Annotated in this window: 15 protein-coding genes and 1 pseudogene; 11 read left to right on the top strand and 5 right to left on the bottom strand. The window is 61.3% G+C overall.

Annotation, left to right across the window (positions count from 1 at the left end):
- On the top strand, window positions 1-3,954 hold the full coding sequence (gene putA, locus K5K89_RS03205; RefSeq protein WP_222540849.1) for a trifunctional transcriptional regulator/proline dehydrogenase/L-glutamate gamma-semialdehyde dehydrogenase: 3,954 nt from the start codon (window positions 1-3) through the stop codon (window positions 3,952-3,954).
- 228 nt (window positions 3,955-4,182) lie between these two features.
- Window positions 4,183-5,985: an acyl-CoA dehydrogenase gene (locus tag K5K89_RS03200; RefSeq protein WP_071492332.1), complete on the top strand. Its 1,803-nt coding sequence runs from the start codon at window positions 4,183-4,185 to the stop codon at window positions 5,983-5,985.
- Here K5K89_RS03200 and K5K89_RS03195 read toward each other — a convergent pair.
- Complete coding sequence (locus K5K89_RS03195) at window positions 5,982-6,275, bottom strand: cell division protein ZapA (protein WP_071492333.1); 294 nt, start codon at window positions 6,273-6,275, stop codon at window positions 5,982-5,984. The genes K5K89_RS03200 and K5K89_RS03195 overlap by 4 nt on opposite strands.
- A complete protein-coding gene (locus tag K5K89_RS03190) occupies window positions 6,272-6,502 on the bottom strand; it encodes a hypothetical protein (protein WP_058423524.1) in 231 nt (76 codons plus the stop codon). Before K5K89_RS03190 ends, K5K89_RS03195 begins: the two co-directional genes overlap by 4 nt.
- A gap of 278 nt (window positions 6,503-6,780) precedes the next feature.
- Here K5K89_RS03190 and K5K89_RS28855 point away from each other — a divergent pair.
- The 5 genes and pseudogenes from K5K89_RS28855 to selO all read left to right on the top strand — a co-directional run.
- Window positions 6,781-7,551: pseudogene (locus K5K89_RS28855) on the top strand (MCP four helix bundle domain-containing protein); the annotation flags it as partial.
- Entirely contained in the window at window positions 7,534-8,406 is an 873-nt protein-coding gene (locus K5K89_RS28850) for a methyl-accepting chemotaxis protein (RefSeq protein ID WP_371322042.1), read from the top strand. The pseudogene K5K89_RS28855 and the gene K5K89_RS28850, both read left to right, overlap by 18 nt.
- Before the next feature lie 172 nt (window positions 8,407-8,578).
- Window positions 8,579-10,321, top strand: a complete 1,743-nt coding sequence (locus K5K89_RS03180; RefSeq protein WP_058423526.1) for a potassium/proton antiporter — start codon at window positions 8,579-8,581, stop codon at window positions 10,319-10,321.
- Between the two features lie 50 nt (window positions 10,322-10,371).
- Complete coding sequence (mscK, locus tag K5K89_RS03175; RefSeq protein ID WP_071492335.1) at window positions 10,372-13,710, top strand: mechanosensitive channel MscK; 3,339 nt, start codon at window positions 10,372-10,374, stop codon at window positions 13,708-13,710.
- A gap of 48 nt (window positions 13,711-13,758) precedes the next feature.
- The gene (selO, locus tag K5K89_RS03170; RefSeq protein ID WP_222540847.1) at window positions 13,759-15,222 is read left to right on the top strand and encodes a protein adenylyltransferase SelO; all 1,464 of its coding nucleotides are present in this window, start codon (window positions 13,759-13,761) and stop codon (window positions 15,220-15,222) included.
- A gap of 39 nt (window positions 15,223-15,261) precedes the next feature.
- On the opposite strand, the gene K5K89_RS03165 is transcribed toward selO, so the two are convergent.
- Window positions 15,262-15,663, bottom strand: coding sequence for a type II toxin-antitoxin system HigA family antitoxin (locus K5K89_RS03165; protein WP_038846491.1), 402 nt, complete (start codon window positions 15,661-15,663; stop codon window positions 15,262-15,264).
- Between the two features lie 8 nt (window positions 15,664-15,671).
- Window positions 15,672-15,959 carry a type II toxin-antitoxin system HigB family toxin gene (locus tag K5K89_RS03160; protein ID WP_071492337.1) on the bottom strand — a complete coding sequence of 96 codons (288 nt, stop codon included), beginning with the start codon at window positions 15,957-15,959 and terminating at the stop codon, window positions 15,672-15,674.
- A gap of 237 nt (window positions 15,960-16,196) precedes the next feature.
- On the opposite strand from K5K89_RS03160, the gene trxC reads away from it, so the two are divergent.
- Window positions 16,197-16,631, top strand: coding sequence for a thioredoxin TrxC (gene trxC, locus K5K89_RS03155; RefSeq protein ID WP_222540846.1), 435 nt, complete (start codon window positions 16,197-16,199; stop codon window positions 16,629-16,631).
- 57 nt (window positions 16,632-16,688) lie between these two features.
- On the opposite strand, the gene K5K89_RS03150 is transcribed toward trxC, so the two are convergent.
- The gene (locus tag K5K89_RS03150; RefSeq protein ID WP_071492339.1) at window positions 16,689-17,459 is read right to left on the bottom strand and encodes a ParA family protein; all 771 of its coding nucleotides are present in this window, start codon (window positions 17,457-17,459) and stop codon (window positions 16,689-16,691) included.
- Window positions 17,460-17,808: 349 nt separating this feature from the next.
- Here K5K89_RS03150 and K5K89_RS03145 point away from each other — a divergent pair, with 349 nt between their 5' ends.
- Genes K5K89_RS03145 through K5K89_RS03135 form a run of 3 tightly spaced genes read left to right on the top strand, consistent with a single transcriptional unit; the run spans window position 17,809 to window position 19,563 of the window.
- Entirely contained in the window at window positions 17,809-18,528 is a 720-nt protein-coding gene (locus K5K89_RS03145) for a beta-ketoacyl synthase chain length factor (protein ID WP_092246490.1), read from the top strand.
- Window positions 18,504-19,316, top strand: a complete 813-nt coding sequence (locus tag K5K89_RS03140; protein ID WP_071492341.1) for a lysophospholipid acyltransferase family protein — start codon at window positions 18,504-18,506, stop codon at window positions 19,314-19,316. Before K5K89_RS03145 ends, K5K89_RS03140 begins: the two co-directional genes overlap by 25 nt.
- Complete coding sequence (locus K5K89_RS03135) at window positions 19,294-19,563, top strand: phosphopantetheine-binding protein (RefSeq protein ID WP_071492342.1); 270 nt, start codon at window positions 19,294-19,296, stop codon at window positions 19,561-19,563. The genes K5K89_RS03140 and K5K89_RS03135 overlap by 23 nt, the downstream gene beginning before the upstream one ends.
- The last annotated feature ends 5 nt before the right edge of the window (window positions 19,564-19,568 follow it).

Genomic DNA, 19,568 nt, shown 5'->3' with positions numbered 1-19,568 from the left:
ATGGCTACGACCACCCTTGGGGTCAAACTTGACGACCCGACCCGCGAGCGCCTCAAGGCCGCCGCGACCTCCATTGATCGCACGCCTCACTGGCTGATCAAGCAGGCGATTTTCAATTACCTGGAGAAACTGGAGGGTGGTGCAACCCTGACCGAACTCAATGGTTTGAGCAGCAAGGACGCCGACGACGCGGGCGAGGTCCAGACCGACCACGCCCACCAGTGCTTCCTCGAATTCGCCGAAAGCATCCTGCCGCAATCCGTGCTGCGTGCGTCGATCACTGCCGCTTACCGTCGCCCCGAGCCGGAAGTGGTGCCGATGCTGATCGAACAGGCCCGCCTGCCGGCGCCGATGGCCGAAGCCACCAACAAGCTCGCCGCCTCGATTGCCGAAAAACTGCGTAACCAGAAGAGCGCCGGCGGCCGTGCCGGGATTGTCCAGGGCCTGCTGCAAGAGTTTTCCCTGTCGTCCCAGGAAGGCGTTGCCCTGATGTGCCTGGCCGAAGCGCTGCTGCGCATCCCGGACAAGGGCACCCGCGACGCGCTGATCCGCGACAAGATCAGCACCGGCAACTGGCAGCCGCACTTGGGCAACAGCCCGTCGCTGTTCGTCAACGCCGCCACCTGGGGCCTGCTGCTGACCGGCAAACTGGTCGCCACCCACAATGAAGCCGGCCTCACCTCGTCCCTGAGCCGCATCATCGGCAAGAGCGGCGAGCCGATGATCCGCAAGGGCGTCGACATGGCCATGCGCCTGATGGGCGAACAGTTCGTCACCGGCGAAACCATCGCCGAAGCCCTGGCCAATGCGAGTAAGTTCGAAGCCAAAGGCTTCCGCTATTCCTACGACATGCTCGGTGAAGCCGCGCTCACCGAACACGATGCCCAGAAGTACCTGGCCTCGTACGAACAAGCCATCCACTCCATCGGCAAAGCCTCCCACGGCCGTGGGATTTATGAAGGCCCGGGCATTTCCATCAAGCTGTCGGCGCTGCACCCGCGCTACAGCCGTGCGCAGTATGAGCGCGTGATGGATGAGCTGTACCCGCGCCTGCTGTCCCTGACCCTGCTGGCCAAGCAATACGACATCGGTTTGAACATCGACGCCGAAGAAGCCGACCGCCTGGAGCTGTCCCTGGACCTGCTCGAACGCCTGTGCTTCGAGCCTCAACTGACTGGCTGGAACGGCATCGGTTTCGTGATCCAGGCCTACCAGAAGCGTTGCCCGTATGTGATCGACTACGTCATCGACCTGGCGCGCCGCAGCCGCCACCGCCTGATGATCCGCCTGGTAAAAGGCGCGTACTGGGACAGCGAAATCAAGCGCGCCCAGGTCGAAGGCCTGGAAGGCTACCCGGTGTACACCCGCAAGGTGTACACCGACGTGTCCTACATCGCCTGCGCACGCAAACTGCTGTCGGTACCGGAAGTCATCTACCCGCAGTTCGCCACGCACAACGCCCACACGCTTTCGGCCATCTACCATATCGCCGGTCAGAACTATTACCCCGGCCAGTACGAGTTCCAGTGCCTGCACGGCATGGGTGAGCCACTGTACGAGCAGGTTGTAGGCAAGGTTGCCGATGGCAAGCTGAACCGTCCGTGCCGCGTGTATGCACCGGTCGGCACCCACGAAACGCTGCTGGCCTACCTGGTCCGTCGCCTGCTGGAAAACGGCGCGAACACTTCGTTCGTCAACCGTATTGCCGACCAATCCATCTCGATCCAGGAGCTGGTGGCCGATCCGGTGGCCAGCATCGAGCAAATGGCCACGCTGGAAGGCGGCTTCGGCCTGCCGCACCCGCGCATTCCATTGCCACGTGACCTGTACGGCAGCGACCGCGCCAACTCGGCCGGTATCGACCTGGCCAACGAACATCGCCTGGCATCGCTGTCCTGCGCCCTTCTCGCCACCGCTCACAACAACTGGAAAGCCACGCCGATGCTCGGTTGCACCTCCAGCGAGCAAGCAGCGGCGCCGGTGCTCAACCCGTCCGACCTGCGTGATGTAGTCGGTCATGTGCAAGAAGCCACCGTCGAAGATGTCGACAACGCCATCCAGTGCGCAATCAGTGCCGGTCCGATCTGGCAGGCCACCCCGCCCGCCGAACGCGCCGCGATCCTGGAGCGCGCCGCCGACCTGATGGAGGGCGAGATCCAGCCGCTGATGGGCCTGCTGGCCCGCGAAGCCGGCAAGACCTTCGCCAACGCCATTGCCGAAGTGCGTGAAGCCGTGGACTTCCTGCGCTACTACGCGGTGCAGGCACGCAACGACTTCACCAACGACGCCCACCGCCCACTGGGCCCGGTGGTCTGCATCAGCCCGTGGAACTTCCCACTGGCCATCTTCAGCGGCCAAGTCGCCGCCGCATTGGCCGCCGGCAACCCGGTACTGGCCAAGCCGGCCGAACAAACTCCGCTGGTCGCCGCGCAAGCCGTGCGCATCCTGTTGGAAGCCGGTATTCCGGAAGGCGTGCTGCAACTGCTGCCGGGCCAGGGCGAAACCGTGGGTGCCCGCCTGGTGGGGGATGATCGCGTCAAAGGCGTGATGTTCACCGGCTCCACCGAAGTGGCGCGCCTGCTGCAACGCAACGTCGCCGGCCGCCTGGATGCCCAGGGCCGTCCGATCCCGTTGATCGCCGAAACCGGCGGCCAGAACGCGATGATCGTCGACTCCTCGGCGCTGACCGAACAAGTCGTGATCGACGTGGTGTCTTCGGCCTTCGACAGCGCCGGCCAGCGTTGCTCGGCCCTGCGCGTACTGTGCCTGCAGGAAGATTCAGCAGACCGTGTGATCGAAATGCTCAAGGGCGCCATGGCTGAATGCCGCCTGGGCAACCCGGAGCGCCTGTCGGTGGATATCGGCCCGGTGATCGACGCCGAAGCCAAGGCCGGCATCGAGAAACACATCCAGGCCATGCGCGACAAAGGCCGCAACGTATACCAGGTGGCGATTGCCGATGGTGAAGAGATCAAGCGCGGCACCTTCGTGATGCCAACCCTGATCGAACTGGAAAGCTTCGACGAGCTGCAACGCGAGATCTTCGGTCCGGTGCTGCACGTGGTGCGCTACAAGCGTAAAGAGATCGACCAGCTCATCGGCCAGATCAACGCTTCCGGCTACGGCCTGACCCTGGGCGTGCACACCCGTATCGACGAGACCATCGCCAAGGTGATCGACAACGTCAATGCCGGTAACGTCTATGTGAACCGCAACATCGTCGGTGCCGTGGTTGGCGTACAACCGTTCGGCGGCGAAGGCCTGTCGGGCACTGGTCCAAAAGCCGGTGGTCCGCTGTACCTGTACCGCCTGCTGTCGACCCGTCCTACGGATGCGATCGAGCAATCCTTCGTACGCTGCGACGCACTGGCCGCACCGGATGTTCGTTTGCGCGACGCCATGAGCCAACCGCTGACGGCCCTCAAAACCTGGGCCGACAGCAACCAGTTCAGCGAACTCAGCGCCCTGTGCAGCCAGTTCGCCGCGCAATCGCAAAGCGGTATCACCCGCCAACTGGCCGGCCCGACCGGCGAGCGCAACAGTTACGCCATCCTGCCCCGCGAGCACGTTCTGTGCCTGGCGGACGTGGAAGGTGATCTGTTGACGCAACTGGCGGCAGTGCTGGCCGTGGGCGGTTCGGCGGTATGGCCGGAATCTGACCTGACCAAAGCCTTGTTCCCACGCCTGCCGAAGGAGATTCAGGCGAAGATCAAGCGCGTGGCCGACTGGACCAAGGACGAAGTGGTGTTCGATGCGGTATTGCACCACGGTGATTCCGACCAGTTGCGCGCGGTGTGCCAGCAAGTGGCACAGCGTGGTGGCGCGATTGTCGGGGTGCATGGTTTGTCCCAGGGCGAGACGGCGATTGCGCTGGAGCGTTTGGTGATTGAGCGGGCGTTGAGTGTTAACACTGCTGCGGCGGGTGGCAACGCCAGCCTGATGACCATCGGCTAACCCTGACGAAACACGGCCAAAATGTGGGAGGGGGCTTGCCCTCGATAGCAGTGGATCAGTCACCTGTGTATTGACTGAAGCGCCGCAATCGGGGGCAAGCCCCCTCCCACATGGCCTGCACCCTACCTCCCACCCGCGTTTTGCCTCTGCATCACCCAAATCAATGTTGCTATCCAGCCTCTATTCGCGCACTTAGACTCAGGCCAATTCCTCCAAAGGTAATCCGCCATGTCCGAGACGCTGCTCAGTTCCCGCAATCTGGCTTTCGAGCTGTACGAAGTCCTCGATGCCGAGGGCCTGACCCAGCGCGAGCGGTTTGCCGAGCACAATCGCGAAACCTTCGACGCGGCCATCAGCACCGCCCGCAGCATTGCGGAAAAATACTTCGCGCCCCACAACCGCAAGAACGACGAGAACGAACCGCGCTACGAAGACGGCAAGGCCATTCTGATTCCGGAGGTCAAACCGGCGGTGGATGCGTTCCTTGAAGCCGGTTTCCTCAACGCAGCACGCAGTTTCGAAGCCGGTGGCATGCAACTGCCCACCCTGTTGTCACAAGCCTGTTTCGCGCACTTCCAATCGGCGAACGCCGCGTCCACGTCCTACCCGTTCCTGACCATGGGCGCCGCCAACCTGATCGAAAGCTTCGGCACCGACGATCAGAAACAACGCTTCCTGCAACCGATGATCGACGGCCGTTTCTTCGGCACCATGGCACTGACTGAACCCCATGCAGGTTCATCGCTGTCGGATATTCGCACCCGCGCAGAACCAGCGGCTGACGGCACCTATCGCCTCAAGGGCAACAAGATCTTTATTTCCGGCGGCGATCACCCGCTGTCGGAAAACATCGTGCACATGGTGCTGGCCAAGCTGCCGGACGCGCCCGCCGGGGTGAAGGGCATTTCGCTGTTTATCGTGCCCAAGTTCCTGGTCAACGACGATGGCAGCCTGGGCGAGCGCAACGATGTGTTGCTGGCCGGTCTGTTCCACAAGATGGGCTGGCGCGGCACCACCTCCACGGCGTTGAATTTCGGCGATAACGGCAACTGTGTCGGTTATCTGGTGGGTAAACCGCACCAGGGGTTGAGCTGCATGTTCCAGATGATGAACGAGGCACGCATCGGCGTGGGCATGGGCGCGGTAATGCTTGGCTACGCCGGCTACCTCTATTCCCTGGAGTACGCCCGCGAACGCCCTCAAGGTCGCCTGCCCGACAGCAAGGATCCTACAACCGCACCGGTCTCGATCATCCAGCACGCCGACATCAAGCGCATGCTGCTCACACAAAAATCCTATGTGGAAGGCGCCTTCGACCTGGGCCTCTACGCCGCACGCCTGTTCGACGACACCACCACCCTGGAAACCGAAGACGCGCGCAAACAGGCCCATGAACTGCTGGACCTGCTGACCCCCATCGTCAAATCCTGGCCGTCGGAGTTCTGCCTCAAGGCCAACGAACTGGCGATCCAGATTCTCGGCGGCCACGGCTACACCCGTGAATACCCGGTGGAGCAGTACTACCGTGATAACCGCCTGAACCCGATCCATGAAGGCACCCATGGCATTCAGTCCCTGGATTTGCTGGGGCGAAAGCTGGCGCAGAATGGCGGCGCGGGCTTGAAGCAACTCATCAGGTTGATCGCCGAAACCGGCGCCCGTGCGCAGCAATATCCAAGCCTCACTGCACTGAGGGAACCGCTGGAACAACTGGTGAACCGCCTGCAAGGCGTGACCATCGGCCTGCTGACGGATCTCGCCCAGGGCAAGGTCAACAGCAGCCTGGCGAACTCGGCGCTGTACTTGAAGGTGTTCGGACATACGGTGATTGGCTGGCGCTGGCTGGAACAGGCAATTCGCGCCGAAGAAGGCTTGGCCAAGGGCAATGCGGCCGATGTGGCCTTCTACAAAGGCAAGCTCCGGGCTGCCCGGTACTTCCTGACCTGGGAAGTACCGGGCTGCCATCATGAACTGGCGATTCTGGAGGCACGCGATGACACGTGCCTCGGTATGCAGGAGGAGTGGTTCTAAGGCGTTCCGATCGCCTTGGAAATCACATCGACCGTGGCGCTGACTTGCTCTTGGTAACGGTCGAGTTCCTGCTGGTGAGCCTGCTGCATTTCGATCTGCTCGGCGCACAGGTTCAGCGCCGCCAGCACCAGTAATTTGTCACCGATCAGGGTCGGGTACTTTTTCTTGGTGGTGGCCAGGGAGGCCTTGAGCAGGGTCACGGCGTGCATCAGGGTCTTATCTTCCCCAGGCGGGGCCTTGATCGAGTAATCCTCTCCGAGAATCGAAACGACCTTTATCCCTTCACTCATGCGCTGACAGGCCCTGCACTCACACGCTCAACCAGCGCCTGGATACGGGCGGCGGTGGCGCCGTGCTTCTCTTCCTGTTCCATCAGGCTCAGTTGCAGGCTGTCGTTCTCATCCTTGGCGCGGGCCAGTTCGGCCTTGAGGGATTCATTGCTGCCCAGCAGGTCCTGATTCTGTTGTACGAGGTCGCTTACGAGTTGTTCCAATTGGCTGAGGGATGCTTCTAACATTTTGATTTCTCTGGCTTTTCAAAGGGCGGTGACGATAAAGAAAATTCACCTCGGATGCCAGGGTTATCCCCGGCGCGCGGCCCGTTTTTTAAGGGCCGGGCCGCACTTTCGAGCCTTAGTGACTGCATTTACCGGATCTGGTTCCTGAATCAGTCAAACCCCTCGTCAGGTGCGACAAAACCGCACACGCCCCTTTAGACTTTAGTCGTACGACCGATAGAGAGGCACACCCCGTCTCACGGCCGCACGGATCGCGCTTCTCCCCCCAGGATTCCCGCATGTCGCTTCGTAATATGAATATCGCTCCGAGGGCCTTCCTCGGCTTCGCGTTTATTGGTGCGTTGATGTTGTTTCTCGGTGTGTTCGCCCTGAATCAGATGAGCAAGATCCGCGCTGCCACCGAAGACATCACCCTGTCCAGCGTGCCAAGCATTCGTGCCCTGGATGAGTTCACCCAACTGACCCTGCGCCTGCGGGTGCTGTCGTACCGCCTGCTGACCAACCGTGAACCGGATGTGCAACAGAAAACCCTGGAAGCCTTCGAGCTGCGCAACCAGCAGATCCGCACCGCCCAGGGCATCTACGAAAAACTGATCGAGAGCGGTGAGGAGCGTTCGACCTATGACGAGTACGTACGCCTGCTCGGCCAGTACCACCAGATTGAAGAGCGCATGAAGAGCCTGTCACGGGCCAATCAAGTGGAAGAACTGCGCAGCCTGCTCAACACCGAATTGCTCAGCAACTCCGAGCAAGTCAACGCCGTGCTCACGCGGCTGCTGGACCTCAACAACACGATGGCCCTGACCACCAATAAGGATGCCGAGGACCAATACAACATGGCCTTCAACCTGGTGGTAAGCCTGTTGGTGGTCGCCACGCTGCTGACCCTGCTGTTTGCCTGGCTGTTGACCCGCAGCATCACACTGCCCATCTCCCAGGCATTGGAAGCTGCGGAAGAAGTGGCCGAAGGCAACCTGACCCGCCCGATCAAGGTCGACGGCAACGACGAAGCCGGGCGCCTGCTGGCAGCCATGGCCAAGATGCAGGACAAGCTGCGCGACACCCTGCAACGCATCGCCGGTTCCGCCACCCAGTTGGCATCGGCCGCCGAAGAGTTGAACGCGGTCACCGACGAAAGCGCCCGTGGCCTGACCCAGCAAAACAATGAAATCGAACAAGCCGCCACGGCGGTGAATGAAATGACCAGTGCCGTCGAAGAAGTTGCTCGCAATGCGGTGAGCACCTCCGAAGCGTCGCGCAACGCCACCACCTCCGCCGGTGATGGCCGTGATCTGGTGCAGGAAACGGTCGGCGCCATCGAGCGCATGAGCGCCGACGTGCAAGCCACCGCGACCCTGATTGGCGACCTGGCCAATGAGTCCCGCGATATCGGCAAGGTACTCGACGTGATCCGTGGCCTGGCCGACCAGACTAACCTGCTGGCCCTGAACGCGGCGATTGAAGCCGCGCGTGCCGGTGAAGCCGGTCGCGGCTTTGCGGTAGTGGCCGATGAGGTGCGGGCCCTGGCCCATCGCACACAGCAGTCGACCAGCGAAATCGAGCGGATGATCGGCAGTATCCAGGCCGGCACCGAGCACGCGGTGGATTCGATGCGCAACAGCACCGAACGCGCCGAATCGACGCTGAACATCGCCAAAGGTGCCGGGATGTCACTGGATACCATCAACACCGCAATCGTCGAGATCAACGAGCGCAACCTGGTGATCGCCAGCGCGGCGGAAGAGCAGGCGCAGGTGGCGCGGGAAGTGGACCGCAACCTGGTGAACATCCGCGATTTGTCGGTGCAGTCGGCCACCGGCGCCAGCCAGACAAGCGCGGCGAGCAGTGAACTGTCGCGCCTGGCAGTGGACCTGAACGGCATGGTCGGCCGCTTCCGCCTCTGACTGAAACAACTGGGTCAAAACTGCGGGAGTGGGCTTGCCCCCTCCCACATTTGATCGCTGTGAATCTGGAAAAGCTTTTTGACAGCGCAGCAATTCAACAGGTTAGAATCGCTGGCACGCAGACTGCATGGTCAGTTTGCGCCCTGTCTTGTTTGCCCATGGAGTACTGCCTTTGAATGCGACGACCATCAACAGCCTGTTCCTGATCGGCGCGTTGCTGGTAAGTGCGAGCATTCTAGTGAGTTCTCTTTCGTCCCGCCTGGGCATCCCGATCCTGGTGATCATCCTGGCCGTGGGCATGGTCGCCGGCGTCGACGGCGGCGGCATCATCTTCGACAACTACCCGACCGCCTACCTGGTGGGCAACCTCGCCCTGGCCGTGATCCTGCTTGATGGCGGTTTGCGCACGCGGGTGGCGAGTTTCCGCGTGGCACTCTGGCCGGCGTTGTCGCTGGCCACGGTGGGGGTGTTGATTACCACCGGCCTCACCGGCATGGCCGCGGCCTGGCTGTTTGACCTCAATATCATCCAGGGCTTGCTGATTGGTGCGATTGTCGGCTCGACGGACGCCGCAGCCGTGTTCTCGCTGCTCGGCGGCAAAGGCCTGAACGAACGGGTCACCGCCAGCCTGGAGATCGAATCCGGCAGCAACGACCCGATGGCGGTGTTTCTCACGGTCACCCTGATCGACATGCTCGCCAGCGGCCAGACCGGCCTGCACTGGAGCCTGCTGACGCACCTGGTGCGCGAATTCGGCATCGGCGGCATCGTCGGCCTGGGCGGCGGCTGGTTGATGTTGCAGATGGTCAACCGCATCAACCTGGCCACCGGCCTGTACCCGATCCTGGTGATCGCCGGTGGCCTGTTCGTATTTGCCGTGACCAACGCCCTGCACGGCAGCGGCTTCCTCGCCGTGTACCTGTGCGGCCTGGTGATAGGCAACCGCCCGGTGCGCAGCCGTCATGGCATTCTGCATATGCTCGACGGCATGGCCTGGCTGGCGCAGATCGGCATGTTCCTGGTGCTGGGCCTGCTGGTCACGCCCCATGACTTGCTGCCGATTGCGTTGCCGGCCCTGGGCCTGGCGCTGTGGATGATCCTGTTTGCACGGCCGCTGTCGGTGATGGTTGGCCTGCTGCCCTTCAAGGCGTTCCATGGCCGCGAAAAAGCCTTTATCGCCTGGGTCGGGTTGCGCGGCGCGGTGCCGATCATTCTGGCGGTGTTCCCGCTGATGGCCGGACTGCCCCATGCGCAGCTGTACTTCAACCTGGCGTTCTTTATCGTACTGGTGTCACTGCTGGTGCAGGGCACGAGCCTACCGTGGGTCGCCAAGCTGCTCAAGGTCACCGTCCCGCCGGACCCGGCGCCGATTTCCCGCGCGGCGCTGGAAGTGCACGTCACCAGCGAATGGGAGCTGTTCGTCTACCGCCTGGGCGCGGAAAAATGGTGCATCGGTGCCGCCCTGCGCGAGCTGAAAATGCCCGAAGGCACGCGGATTGCCGCGCTGTTCCGTGGCCAGCAACTGCTCCATCCGTCGGGTAGTACCGTGCTGGAAGTCGGCGACTTGCTCTGCGTGATCGGCCACGAACACAACCTGCCAGCCCTGGGCAAACTGTTCAGCCAGGCTCCGCAACGCGGGCTGGATCTGCGCTTCTTCGGCGACTTCGTGCTGGAAGGCGACGCCCAGCTGGGCGCGGTGTCGGCCTTGTACGGCCTGAAGCTGGAGGGCATCGACCCGGACATGCCGCTGAGCAGCTTCATCACCCAGAAAGTCGGGGGCGCGCCCATCGTCGGCGACCAGGTGGAGTGGAACAACACCATCTGGACCGTTGCGGTCATGGACGGGAACAAGATCGGCAAAGTGGGCGTCAGATTCCCCGAAGGAAGTCGCCCGGGCCCCGGACTCTTCCTCTAAACTGCGGGGCGATGACGCCCCCGATTCTTCACCTTGCACGACCGGTCTCTATGCCAACCTTGCGCACTCTTCTCGCCACTGCCCTGCTGAGCCTGACCCTGTGTGTCGGCGTCGTCCACGCCGCCGACCCGCCCAGCGCCGAGGCTATCCAGCAAACCCTGGACAAGCTGCCCGACCGCAAGCTGCCCGACGCCGACATGAAGGCGCTGCAGACCATCCTGCAGCAGACCCTGACGTACCTGGGCAACAAACAGGATTACGAGCAGCGCCTGGCCGACCTCAAGCGCCAACTGGAAGACGCCCCGCGCCAGACCACCGAGAACCAGCGCGAACTGACCCGGCTCAAGGCAACCAAAGTCATCCCGGTCGCCCAGCGCTACGCCAGCCTGCCGGTGCCACAGCTTGAACAGTTGCTGGTGCAGCGCAGCACCCAGCAAGGCGACCTGCAAAAAGAACTGGCCGATGCCAACAGCCTGTCCATCGCCGCCCAGACCCGTCCTGAGCGCGCCCAGACCGAAATCAGCAACAGCCAGACGCGCATTCTGCAGATCAACTCGACCCTCAAGGCCGGTAAAGACAACGGCAAGACCCTCAGCGCCGACCAGCGCAACCAGCTCAACGCCGAACTTGCGGCCCTCAACGCGCTGATCCCCCTGCGCCGCCAGGAACTGGCTGGCAACAGCCAGCTGCAAGACCTGGGCAACAGCCAGCATGACCTGGTGATGGAAAAGACCGCACGCCTGGAACAAGAGATCCAGGACCTGCAGACTCTGATCAACCAGAAGCGCCTGGCCCAGTCCCAGCAGACCGTGACCCAGCAGTCCATCGAAGCGCAAAAGGCCGGTGGCAGCAGCCTGCTGGCCACGGAAAGCGCGGCCAACCTGAAGCTGTCCGACTACCTGCTCAAAAGTACCGACCGCCTCAACGACCTGACGCAGAAGAACCTGCAGACCAAGCAGCAACTGGACACCGTGACCCAGAGCGACTCGGCCCTGGACGAGCAGATCAACGTGCTCAAGGGCAGCCTGCTGCTGTCAAAGATCCTCTACAAGCAAAAGCAGGCCCTGCCGCGCCTCACCGTGGACCGCGACCTGGCGGACGACATCGCCAACATTCGCCTGTACCAGTTCGAGGTCAACCAGCAGCGCGAGCTGATCAGCTCGCCCAGCGCCTATGTGGATAACCTGCTGGCGAACCAGGCGCCGGAGGATGTCACCCCGCAGCTGCGCCGCACCTTGCTCGAATTGGCGATCACCCGCAGCGACCTGCTGGAGCGCCTGAGCCGTGAACTGAGCGCGCTGCTCAACGAATCCATCACGTTGCAACTGAACCAGAAACAACTGCTTAGCACCGCCACCACCCTGCGCGCGACGCTGGATGAGCAGATGTTCTGGATTCCCAGCAACAAGCCGCTGGATACCGAATGGCTGGAAACCGTCCCCGCGCACCTGAGCAAGCAAGTCGCCACCCTGCCCTGGGCGTCCAGCGTCAGCGAACTGTATGACGGCCTGACCCAACGCCCGCTGCTGTTCCTGCCCCTGCTGCTGTTGATCGGCGCGTTGCTGTGGCGTCGTAAAAACCTGTACCAGCGCCTGAACAAGGTGCACCTGGACATCGGCCACTTCAAGCGCGACAGCCAGTGGCACACGCCCCAGGCCATCCTGATCAACATCCTGCTGGCGATGCCGGTGTCCCTCGGCCTTGCGCTGTGCGGGTATGCGCTGCAAATCGACGCCCGTGGGCAAAACGCCAACCTCGGTTCAGCCCTGTTGCAGATCGCTCAGGCCTGGCTGGTGTTCTACACCGCCTATCGCATCCTGGCGCCCGGTGGCGTGGCCGAACTGCACTTTCGCTGGGAAAAGCCCCAGGTCGAATTCCTGCAAGGCTGGGTGCGCAAACTCGGGCTGGTGGTATTGGCCCTGGTGGCCGTGGTCGCCATCGCTGAACACCAACCCGCGGCGCTGGCCGACGACGTGCTGGGCATCGGCGTGGTGCTGACCTGCTACGCGCTGATGGCCTGGCTGCTGGGCCGCCTGTTGCTCAACAGCCCTACGCACGAAAAGGCTTCGCTGTTTCGCAAGGCCGTGGGCCTGTTGTTTACCGCGCTGCCCATCGCGCTGTTTATCGCCGTGTGCTTCGGCTACTACTACACCGCACTCAAGCTCAGCGACCGGCTGATCAATACCCTGTACCTGCTGATGTTCTGGCTGGTGATCGAAGCCACCTTCGTCCGTGGCCTGGGCGTTGCCGCCCGGCGCCTGGCCTATGCGCGCGCCCTGGCCAAACGCCAGGCCGCCAAGGAAGCCGGCGACGGCGAAGCGGTGATCGAAGAACCGACCCTGGACATCGAGCAGGTCAACGAGCAGTCCATGCGCCTGATTCGCCTGGCATTGCTCGGCGGTTTTATCGCCGCGCTGTATTGGGTGTGGGCGGACCTGATCTCGGTATTTTCCTACCTGGATAACGTCACGCTGTACGAATACACCAGCGGCACAGGTGCGAATATCAGCATGGTGCCCATCAGCATCGGCGACTTGCTCGGCGCGCTGATCATCATCGGCATTACCTTCGCGCTCGCGCGCAACTTGCCGGGTTTGCTCGAAGTATTGGTGCTGTCCAAACTGGACCTGGCCCAGGGCAGCGCCTACGCGACTACCACGCTGTTGTCCTACGTGATTGCCGGCGTCGGTTTCGTCTCCACCCTGTCGACCCTCGGCGTGAGCTGGGACAAGTTGCAATGGCTGGTGGCGGCGCTGTCGGTGGGCCTGGGCTTTGGTATGCAGGAGATCTTCGCCAACTTCATCTCCGGCATCATGATCCTGTTCGAACGCCCGGTGCGCATCGGCGACACCATCACCATCGGCAACCTGTCGGGCACGGTGAGCAAGATCCGCATCCGCGCCACGACGATCACCGACTTTGACCGCAAGGACATCATTGTCCCGAACAAAACGTTCATTACCGGACAACTGATCAACTGGTCACTGACCGACACCATTACCCGCGTCACCCTCAAGCTCGGCGTGGACTACGGCTCCGACCTGGACCGCGTGAAGGAACTGCTGCTCAAGGCCGCCCGCGAGAACCCGCGGGTACTCAAGGAGCCGGAACCCCATGTGTACTTCCTCAACTTCGGCGAAAGCACCCTCGACCATGAACTGCGCATGCACGTGCGCGACCTGGGCGACCGCAACCCGGTGATCGACGAAGTGAACCGCTTTATCAATCGCGAGTTCAAGAAAGAGCACATCAACATCTCGTTCCGCCAGATGGAGGTCTATCTCAAGAACCTCCACGGCCAGGAATACAAACTGGTGGAAGTCGACACCCCGGCCAAGCCCGCCAATGACGGCGGCGTGCAGGAACCACCACCGAGCAAACTCGACTAACCGCGCTATCCCCAGCAGAATGCTCGGACATTCTGCTGGAGATGGCCGGTGAAAGCCCTCGACGAACTGACCTTCGACAACCGCTTCGCACGCCTGGGCGATGCGTTCTCAACCCACGTATTGCCCGAGCCCCTCGACGCACCGCGCCTGGTCGTGGCGAGCGAGGCCGCCATGGCCCTGCTCGACCTGGACCCCGCCGTTGCCGAAACACCGGTGTTCGCCGAACTGTTCGGCGGGCACAAACTGTGGGCCGAGGCAGAGCCGCGGGCGATGGTCTATTCCGGGCATCAGTTCGGCGGCTACACCCCGCAATTGGGTGACGGCCGTGGGTTGTTGCTGGGCGAGGTGTACAACGAGGCGGGCGAGCATTGGGACCTGCACCTCAAGGGCGCCGGCATGACGCCTTACTCACGCATGGGCGATGGGCGTGCCGTGCTACGCTCGTCGATCCGCGAATTCCTCGCGTCCGAAGCGCTGCATGCGCTGGGCATCCCCAGCAGCCGCGCGCTGTGCGTGATCGGTTCCGACACCCCGGTGTGGCGCGAAAAACAGGAACGCGGCGCGATGGTGTTGCGCATGGCGCACAGCCATATCCGCTTCGGGCATTTCGAATACTTCTACTACACCAAGAAACCCGAGCAGCAGGCGCAACTGGCCGAACACGTGCTCAACCTGCACTACCCCGAATGCCGCGAACAGCCCGAGCCGTACCTGGCGATGTTCCGCGAAATCGTCGAGCGCAATGCCGAGCTGATCGCCAAATGGCAGGCGTATGGCTTCTGCCACGGGGTGATGAACACCGACAACATGTCGATCCTCGGTATCACCTTCGACTTCGGACCGTTTGCATTCCTGGACGACTTTGACGCGCACTTCATCTGCAACCACTCGGATCACGAAGGGCGCTATTCCTTCAGTAATCAGGTGCCGATCGGGCAGTGGAACTTGAGTGCATTGGCGCAGGCGCTGACACCGTTTATCAGCGTCGATGCGTTGAAGGAAGCACTTGGGTTGTATCTGCCGCTTTATCAAGCGAACTACCTGGACCTGATGCGCCGCCGCTTGGGGCTGACCACCGCCGAAGACGATGACCAGCAACTGGTCGAGCGTTTACTGAAGCTGATGCAAAACAGCGGCGTGGATTACACCCTGTTCTTCCGGCGCCTGGGGGATGAATCGGCGGCGTTGGCCGTAGCGCGGCTGCGCGATGACTTTGTCGACCTGGCCGGGTTTGATGCCTGGGCCGAGCAGTACAAGGCGCGCGTTGAGCGGGATGGGGAGTTCAGCGAAGAACAACGCCGTGCGCGGATGCATGCGGTGAACCCGCTGTATATCCTGCGCAACTACCTGGCGCAGAACGCCATCGTTGCCGCCGAATCCGGGGATTACAGCGAAGTGCGGCGGTTGCATGCGGTGCTTTCCAAGCCGTTTGAGGAGCAAGCGGGGATGGAGCAGTACGCACAGCGGCCGCCGGATTGGGGGAAGCATTTGGAGATTAGTTGTTCGTCATAGGAGGCCTATCCAGAAGATCGCCCACCGCCGTGATCGTGATCAGATGAACATATCCACAGGGACCTTGAAGAACTCCGCCAGCCAACGAATCTGCCGAACGTTCAGCTGGCGTTTTCCACTCAGGATTTCTGAGACAACCGACTGAGCGCCGACACCAGGCAGGTCACTTTGCGTCAAGCCATGCTCCTGCATCATTGAACGCAATACATCGACACCGCTCGCCTCAGGTATTGGCCAATGCTCTAAGTCATAGGCCTCAACCCAATCACCGATGATATCGACCAGCCCCATCAGCGGATGGGTTTCATCGTCCCCCACGATATCCAGCAATTCGTCGAGCGCCTCTACCAACACATCGTAATCAGCCTCGGTTTTCGGCTTACGCAACAAGGGGGACACGAACTGCCAATGCTCGGCGACTTGCTCGATCAATACACTCATTTTTCCCATTACTCCTTCCACTTACCCTTGTCGTATTCACGATGGTCCAAAACATGCCGGATGTAGAGACGCTGCATTCGATAGCGCACGATGGCAATAAGGCGGAGCTTGTTGCCTGCGATATTGAACACATGCAGCGCCCCCACTTTATCCACAGCAGGGAAAACTGCTCTCAACGTCGCAAAGTCTTCAGGGTTGATGACTTTGACCTTCCGATGCCACTCATCCAGAGCACTGGCTGAGTGAGGCCATTTTTCCTTGGCATTTCGTATTTGCTTCGCACTGATCACTCGCATGCAACATCCCTATCGCATCTTGCTATGAAGGTTAAACTCGAACGCTGACTATCGCAATTTGCTATAGAGTCGATCGGACCGGTGGTGCTTTGTCGAACACGCTTTCACAGCCTAGGTAGGTATGCCCAACCAGCACGCAAAAATCTGTGAGCATATGCAACGCCGCTTCATAACTTGATAACACCTGCGTCCGGCTCCACATTGAACTTCACTGACTGCTTTCATTGGAGCCCCACCATGCCCGAACCTCTTGTCATCCCCTGCCCCCACTGCAACGGCCTCAACCGCATCCCCGGTGAACGCCTGGGTGATGCGCCCAAATGCGGGCGCTGCAAGCAGCCGGTTTTATTGAACAAGCCGTTTGAGTTGAAGCAAGGCGACTACGCCAGTCAAATCAAGGGCGATTTGCCATTGCTGGTGGATGTGTGGGCGGACTGGTGTGGGCCGTGTAAGTCGTTTGCGCCGGTGTTCGAGCAGGCGGCCGGGCAGTTGGCGGGCAAGTGCCGGTTGGCCAAGCTGGACAGCGAGGCCAATCAGCAGTTGTCGGCACAGTTGGGGATTCGCTCGATTCCCAGTTTGATTCTGTTCAAGAACGGCCGCGAAGTGGCGCGCCAGAGTGGGGCGCTTGCGTTGCCGCAATTGATGAGCTGGTTGCGTAGCCAAGGCGTGTAACTCGGCCTTGGAAACCACCCATCCCCCTCCCACAGGGGTTTTGTGTTGTCTTTTGGATCACGCGTTTTCCAGCAGGTTATGCAACTCTACAAACTGCTGCGTCAGCTTGTGCCGTGGGTCCAGATGGATCAGCGGCTTGCTCTCCTGGTGCGACTCACGCATGCGCACGGAGCTGGCCAAGTACACCGGCAGCACCGGCAACCCTTCTGCAATCAACTCATCCAGCATCTGCTGCGGCAGGCTCGCCCGGGCCTGGAACTGATTGACCACGATGCCTTCCACTTCGAGGTCCTCGTTGTGGTCTTCCTTCAACTCTTCGATCTCCGCCAGCAGACCATACAGGGCCTGGCGCGAGAAGCTGTCGCAATCGAAGGGGATCAGCACGCGATCAGCGGCAATCAGCGCTGAAACCGCATAAAAATTCAGTGCTGGAGGCGTATCCAGGTAAATCCGGTCGTAATCTTCACTCAGCTCATCCAGCAGCTTTCGCAGCTTGTTGATCTTGTGCTTGGCCTCGAGCTTGGGCTGCAGGTCCGCCAGTTCTGCGGTTGCGGTGATCACGTGCAGGTTGTCGAAGGGGGTCTCGTAGATATCCACTCGGTTTTTCTTCGAAAACGGCCCGGAAGACAGGGTTTGCTTGAAGAATTCGGCAATACCCATGGGGATATCGTCGCCGGTCAGCCCAGTGAGGTATTGGGTTGAATTGGCTTGCGCATCGAGGTCCACCAACAGGGTTCGATAACCTTCGCTGGCGCTGACTGCCGCCAGGTTGCAGGCAATGCTGGACTTGCCAACGCCACCTTTTTGATTGAACACCACACGCCGCATGGAAAAACCTCCGTGTATCAATGAATGTCCGAGTGTAGAGGGCAAAAGCGCCTGTTAGCTACCTCGTTCATCCATGCACTGCTGCATCACGATGCCATTGGCACGATAGCTGTCATACACAGCCCACAGATTAAAAAGAACGGTCCGACAATCCATCCAGTCCTTGGGTAAAGGACAATCTGTCAATTCTTTCCACTATTTTGTAATCGACCGTGCACAATTCTTTACCAAAGTTTGCTAGAACCCCACGGCACCGGGATAATGCGCGCCATTCGGCTATTGTTCCCTGTCCCGGTATTCGGGGCCAAAAGTCGCACATGGAAGCCCGCAGGGGCGGGACAACTTCTCAGTGATCACTTTCAACATCGCCCAATGGCGCGCCTGGGCCCCCGGGCTCGATAGCGTGGATGACTGGCGCGCCTGGTGTCAGGCGCCGGCGTTGCTGCCCGCAAGTGATGCAGCCCCTGATGTCTCGTTCCTGCCAGCCATGCAACGCCGCCGCCTGAGCAGGCTGGCGCGCATGGCGTTCAGCGTGGGTTGGCCACTGGCCGAAGGCCTGCAGGACCTGCCGCTGGTGTTTATCTCCCGGCATGGCGAAACCCCGCGCACCCTTGACATCCTCAGCGACCTGGCCAGCGAACAACCGCTGTCGCCAACCCAGTTCAGCCTGTCGGTGCACAATGCGGTGATTGGCCTTTGGTCGATCCTGCGCAATGAAACCAGCGAAATGACCGCCCTCGCCGCCGCCGGCGATGGCCTGGAGCACGGCATGCTCGAAGCCGCCGCGCTGCTCAACGAAGGTGCGACGGCGGTTTTACTGGTGATAACCGAAGAGCAGGCGCCCGAAGCCTATGCCAGCTGGATCGTCGACGTGCCCTTCCCCTACGCCCTCGGTCTGCTGCTGACGCCGGGCGACGAGTGGCAACTGGAACTCGGTACCGGCACTGTCCAACCCACTCAAACCCAGTGGCCCCACGCCCTGAATCTGCTGCGCACCCTGCTCACCGAACAGGTCGCCTGCCAACATGCCTGGAAGAACCGCGTATGGAACTGGCAACGCAAGCCCTGAATGACAAACCACGAGACGCCTATTACTGGCGTCTGTTCGCCACCGCCGCCAGCTTTGCGCTGTTCGGTTTCGGCGGGTTGTGCCTGCGTTTACTGGTGTTTCCGTTGCTCAGTTGCCTGCCAGGGGACGCTGCAAAGCACCGCAGCCGCGCCCGTCACACGATCAGTTGGCTGTTCTGGTTCTTTATCCGCCTGATGCAACGCGTCGGCGTGCTGACCTACAGCGTCGAAGGCGCCGAAAAGCTCGGTCGCCCGGGCCAGATGATCATCGCCAACCACCCATCGCTGATCGACGTGGTATTCCTGATCGGCCTGGTGCGCCAGGCCAATTGCGTGGTCAAACAGAGCCTGTGGCAGAACCCGTTCACCCGCGGCCCGGTGCGCGACGCCGGTTATATCAGCAACGACGGCAGTGCCGAGATGCTCGATGCTGCCGCAGACGCCCTGCGCAGCGGCCAGACCCTGATCATCTTTCCCGAGGGCACCCGCACCACACCCGGCGCGGCGCCTGCCTTTCATCGTGGCGGTGCCGCCATTGCACTGCGGGGTGCGACAATCATCACCCCCGTGGTGATCAAGGTCAGCCCGACCACGCTGACCAAGGCCGAACCCTGGTATCGCATCCCTAAATGCCGCGTGCACTTCAGTTTGCGGGTGGGTGCCGATATAGAACCACAGGCGTTCGCAACACTGGGGCCCGCGCCCCAGGCCTCACGCAAGCTCAACGATTACCTGCATCACTATTTTATTAAGGAGCTCGCCGAAGATGAGCGACCAACACCGCCTTGAGCACGACATAAAGGCGCTGATCATCGAGGCCCTGGGCCTGGAAGATATCAGCGTCGACGATATCGGCAGCGATCAGACCCTGTTCGGCGAAGGCCTCGGCCTGGATTCGGTAGATGCCCTGGAACTGGGCCTGGCGATCCAGAAAAAGTACGGCATCAAGATCGATGCCGACGCCAAGGACACCCGCAATCACTTCACCAACGTGGCCAGCCTTGCGGCGTTCGTCACGGCCAGACAGGCAGCTTGAGACCG

Origin of the sequence: Pseudomonas sp. DR208, assembly GCF_019823005.1 — a bacterium.
Taxonomy (GTDB): domain Bacteria; phylum Pseudomonadota; class Gammaproteobacteria; order Pseudomonadales; family Pseudomonadaceae; genus Aquipseudomonas; species Aquipseudomonas extremorientalis.
Note: the sequence above shows the minus strand (reverse complement) of the source record. Positions and strands in the feature narration are given on the sequence as shown.

Coding starts and splice junctions, on each gene's coding strand:
- putA (WP_222540849.1), top strand. CDS start 1: ATGGCTACGACCACCCTTGGGGTCAAACTTGACGACCCGACCCGCGAG.
- K5K89_RS03200 (WP_071492332.1), top strand. CDS start 4,183: ATGTCCGAGACGCTGCTCAGTTCCCGCAATCTGGCTTTCGAGCTGTAC.
- K5K89_RS03195 (WP_071492333.1), bottom strand. CDS start 6,275: ATGAGTGAAGGGATAAAGGTCGTTTCGATTCTCGGAGAGGATTACTCG.
- K5K89_RS03190 (WP_058423524.1), bottom strand. CDS start 6,502: ATGTTAGAAGCATCCCTCAGCCAATTGGAACAACTCGTAAGCGACCTC.
- K5K89_RS28850 (WP_371322042.1), top strand. CDS start 7,534: ATGGCCAAGATGCAGGACAAGCTGCGCGACACCCTGCAACGCATCGCC.
- mscK (WP_071492335.1), top strand. CDS start 10,372: ATGCCAACCTTGCGCACTCTTCTCGCCACTGCCCTGCTGAGCCTGACC.
- K5K89_RS03165 (WP_038846491.1), bottom strand. CDS start 15,663: ATGAGTGTATTGATCGAGCAAGTCGCCGAGCATTGGCAGTTCGTGTCC.
- K5K89_RS03160 (WP_071492337.1), bottom strand. CDS start 15,959: ATGCGAGTGATCAGTGCGAAGCAAATACGAAATGCCAAGGAAAAATGG.
- trxC (WP_222540846.1), top strand. CDS start 16,197: ATGCCCGAACCTCTTGTCATCCCCTGCCCCCACTGCAACGGCCTCAAC.
- K5K89_RS03150 (WP_071492339.1), bottom strand. CDS start 17,459: ATGCGGCGTGTGGTGTTCAATCAAAAAGGTGGCGTTGGCAAGTCCAGC.
- K5K89_RS03140 (WP_071492341.1), top strand. CDS start 18,504: ATGGAACTGGCAACGCAAGCCCTGAATGACAAACCACGAGACGCCTAT.
- K5K89_RS03135 (WP_071492342.1), top strand. CDS start 19,294: ATGAGCGACCAACACCGCCTTGAGCACGACATAAAGGCGCTGATCATC.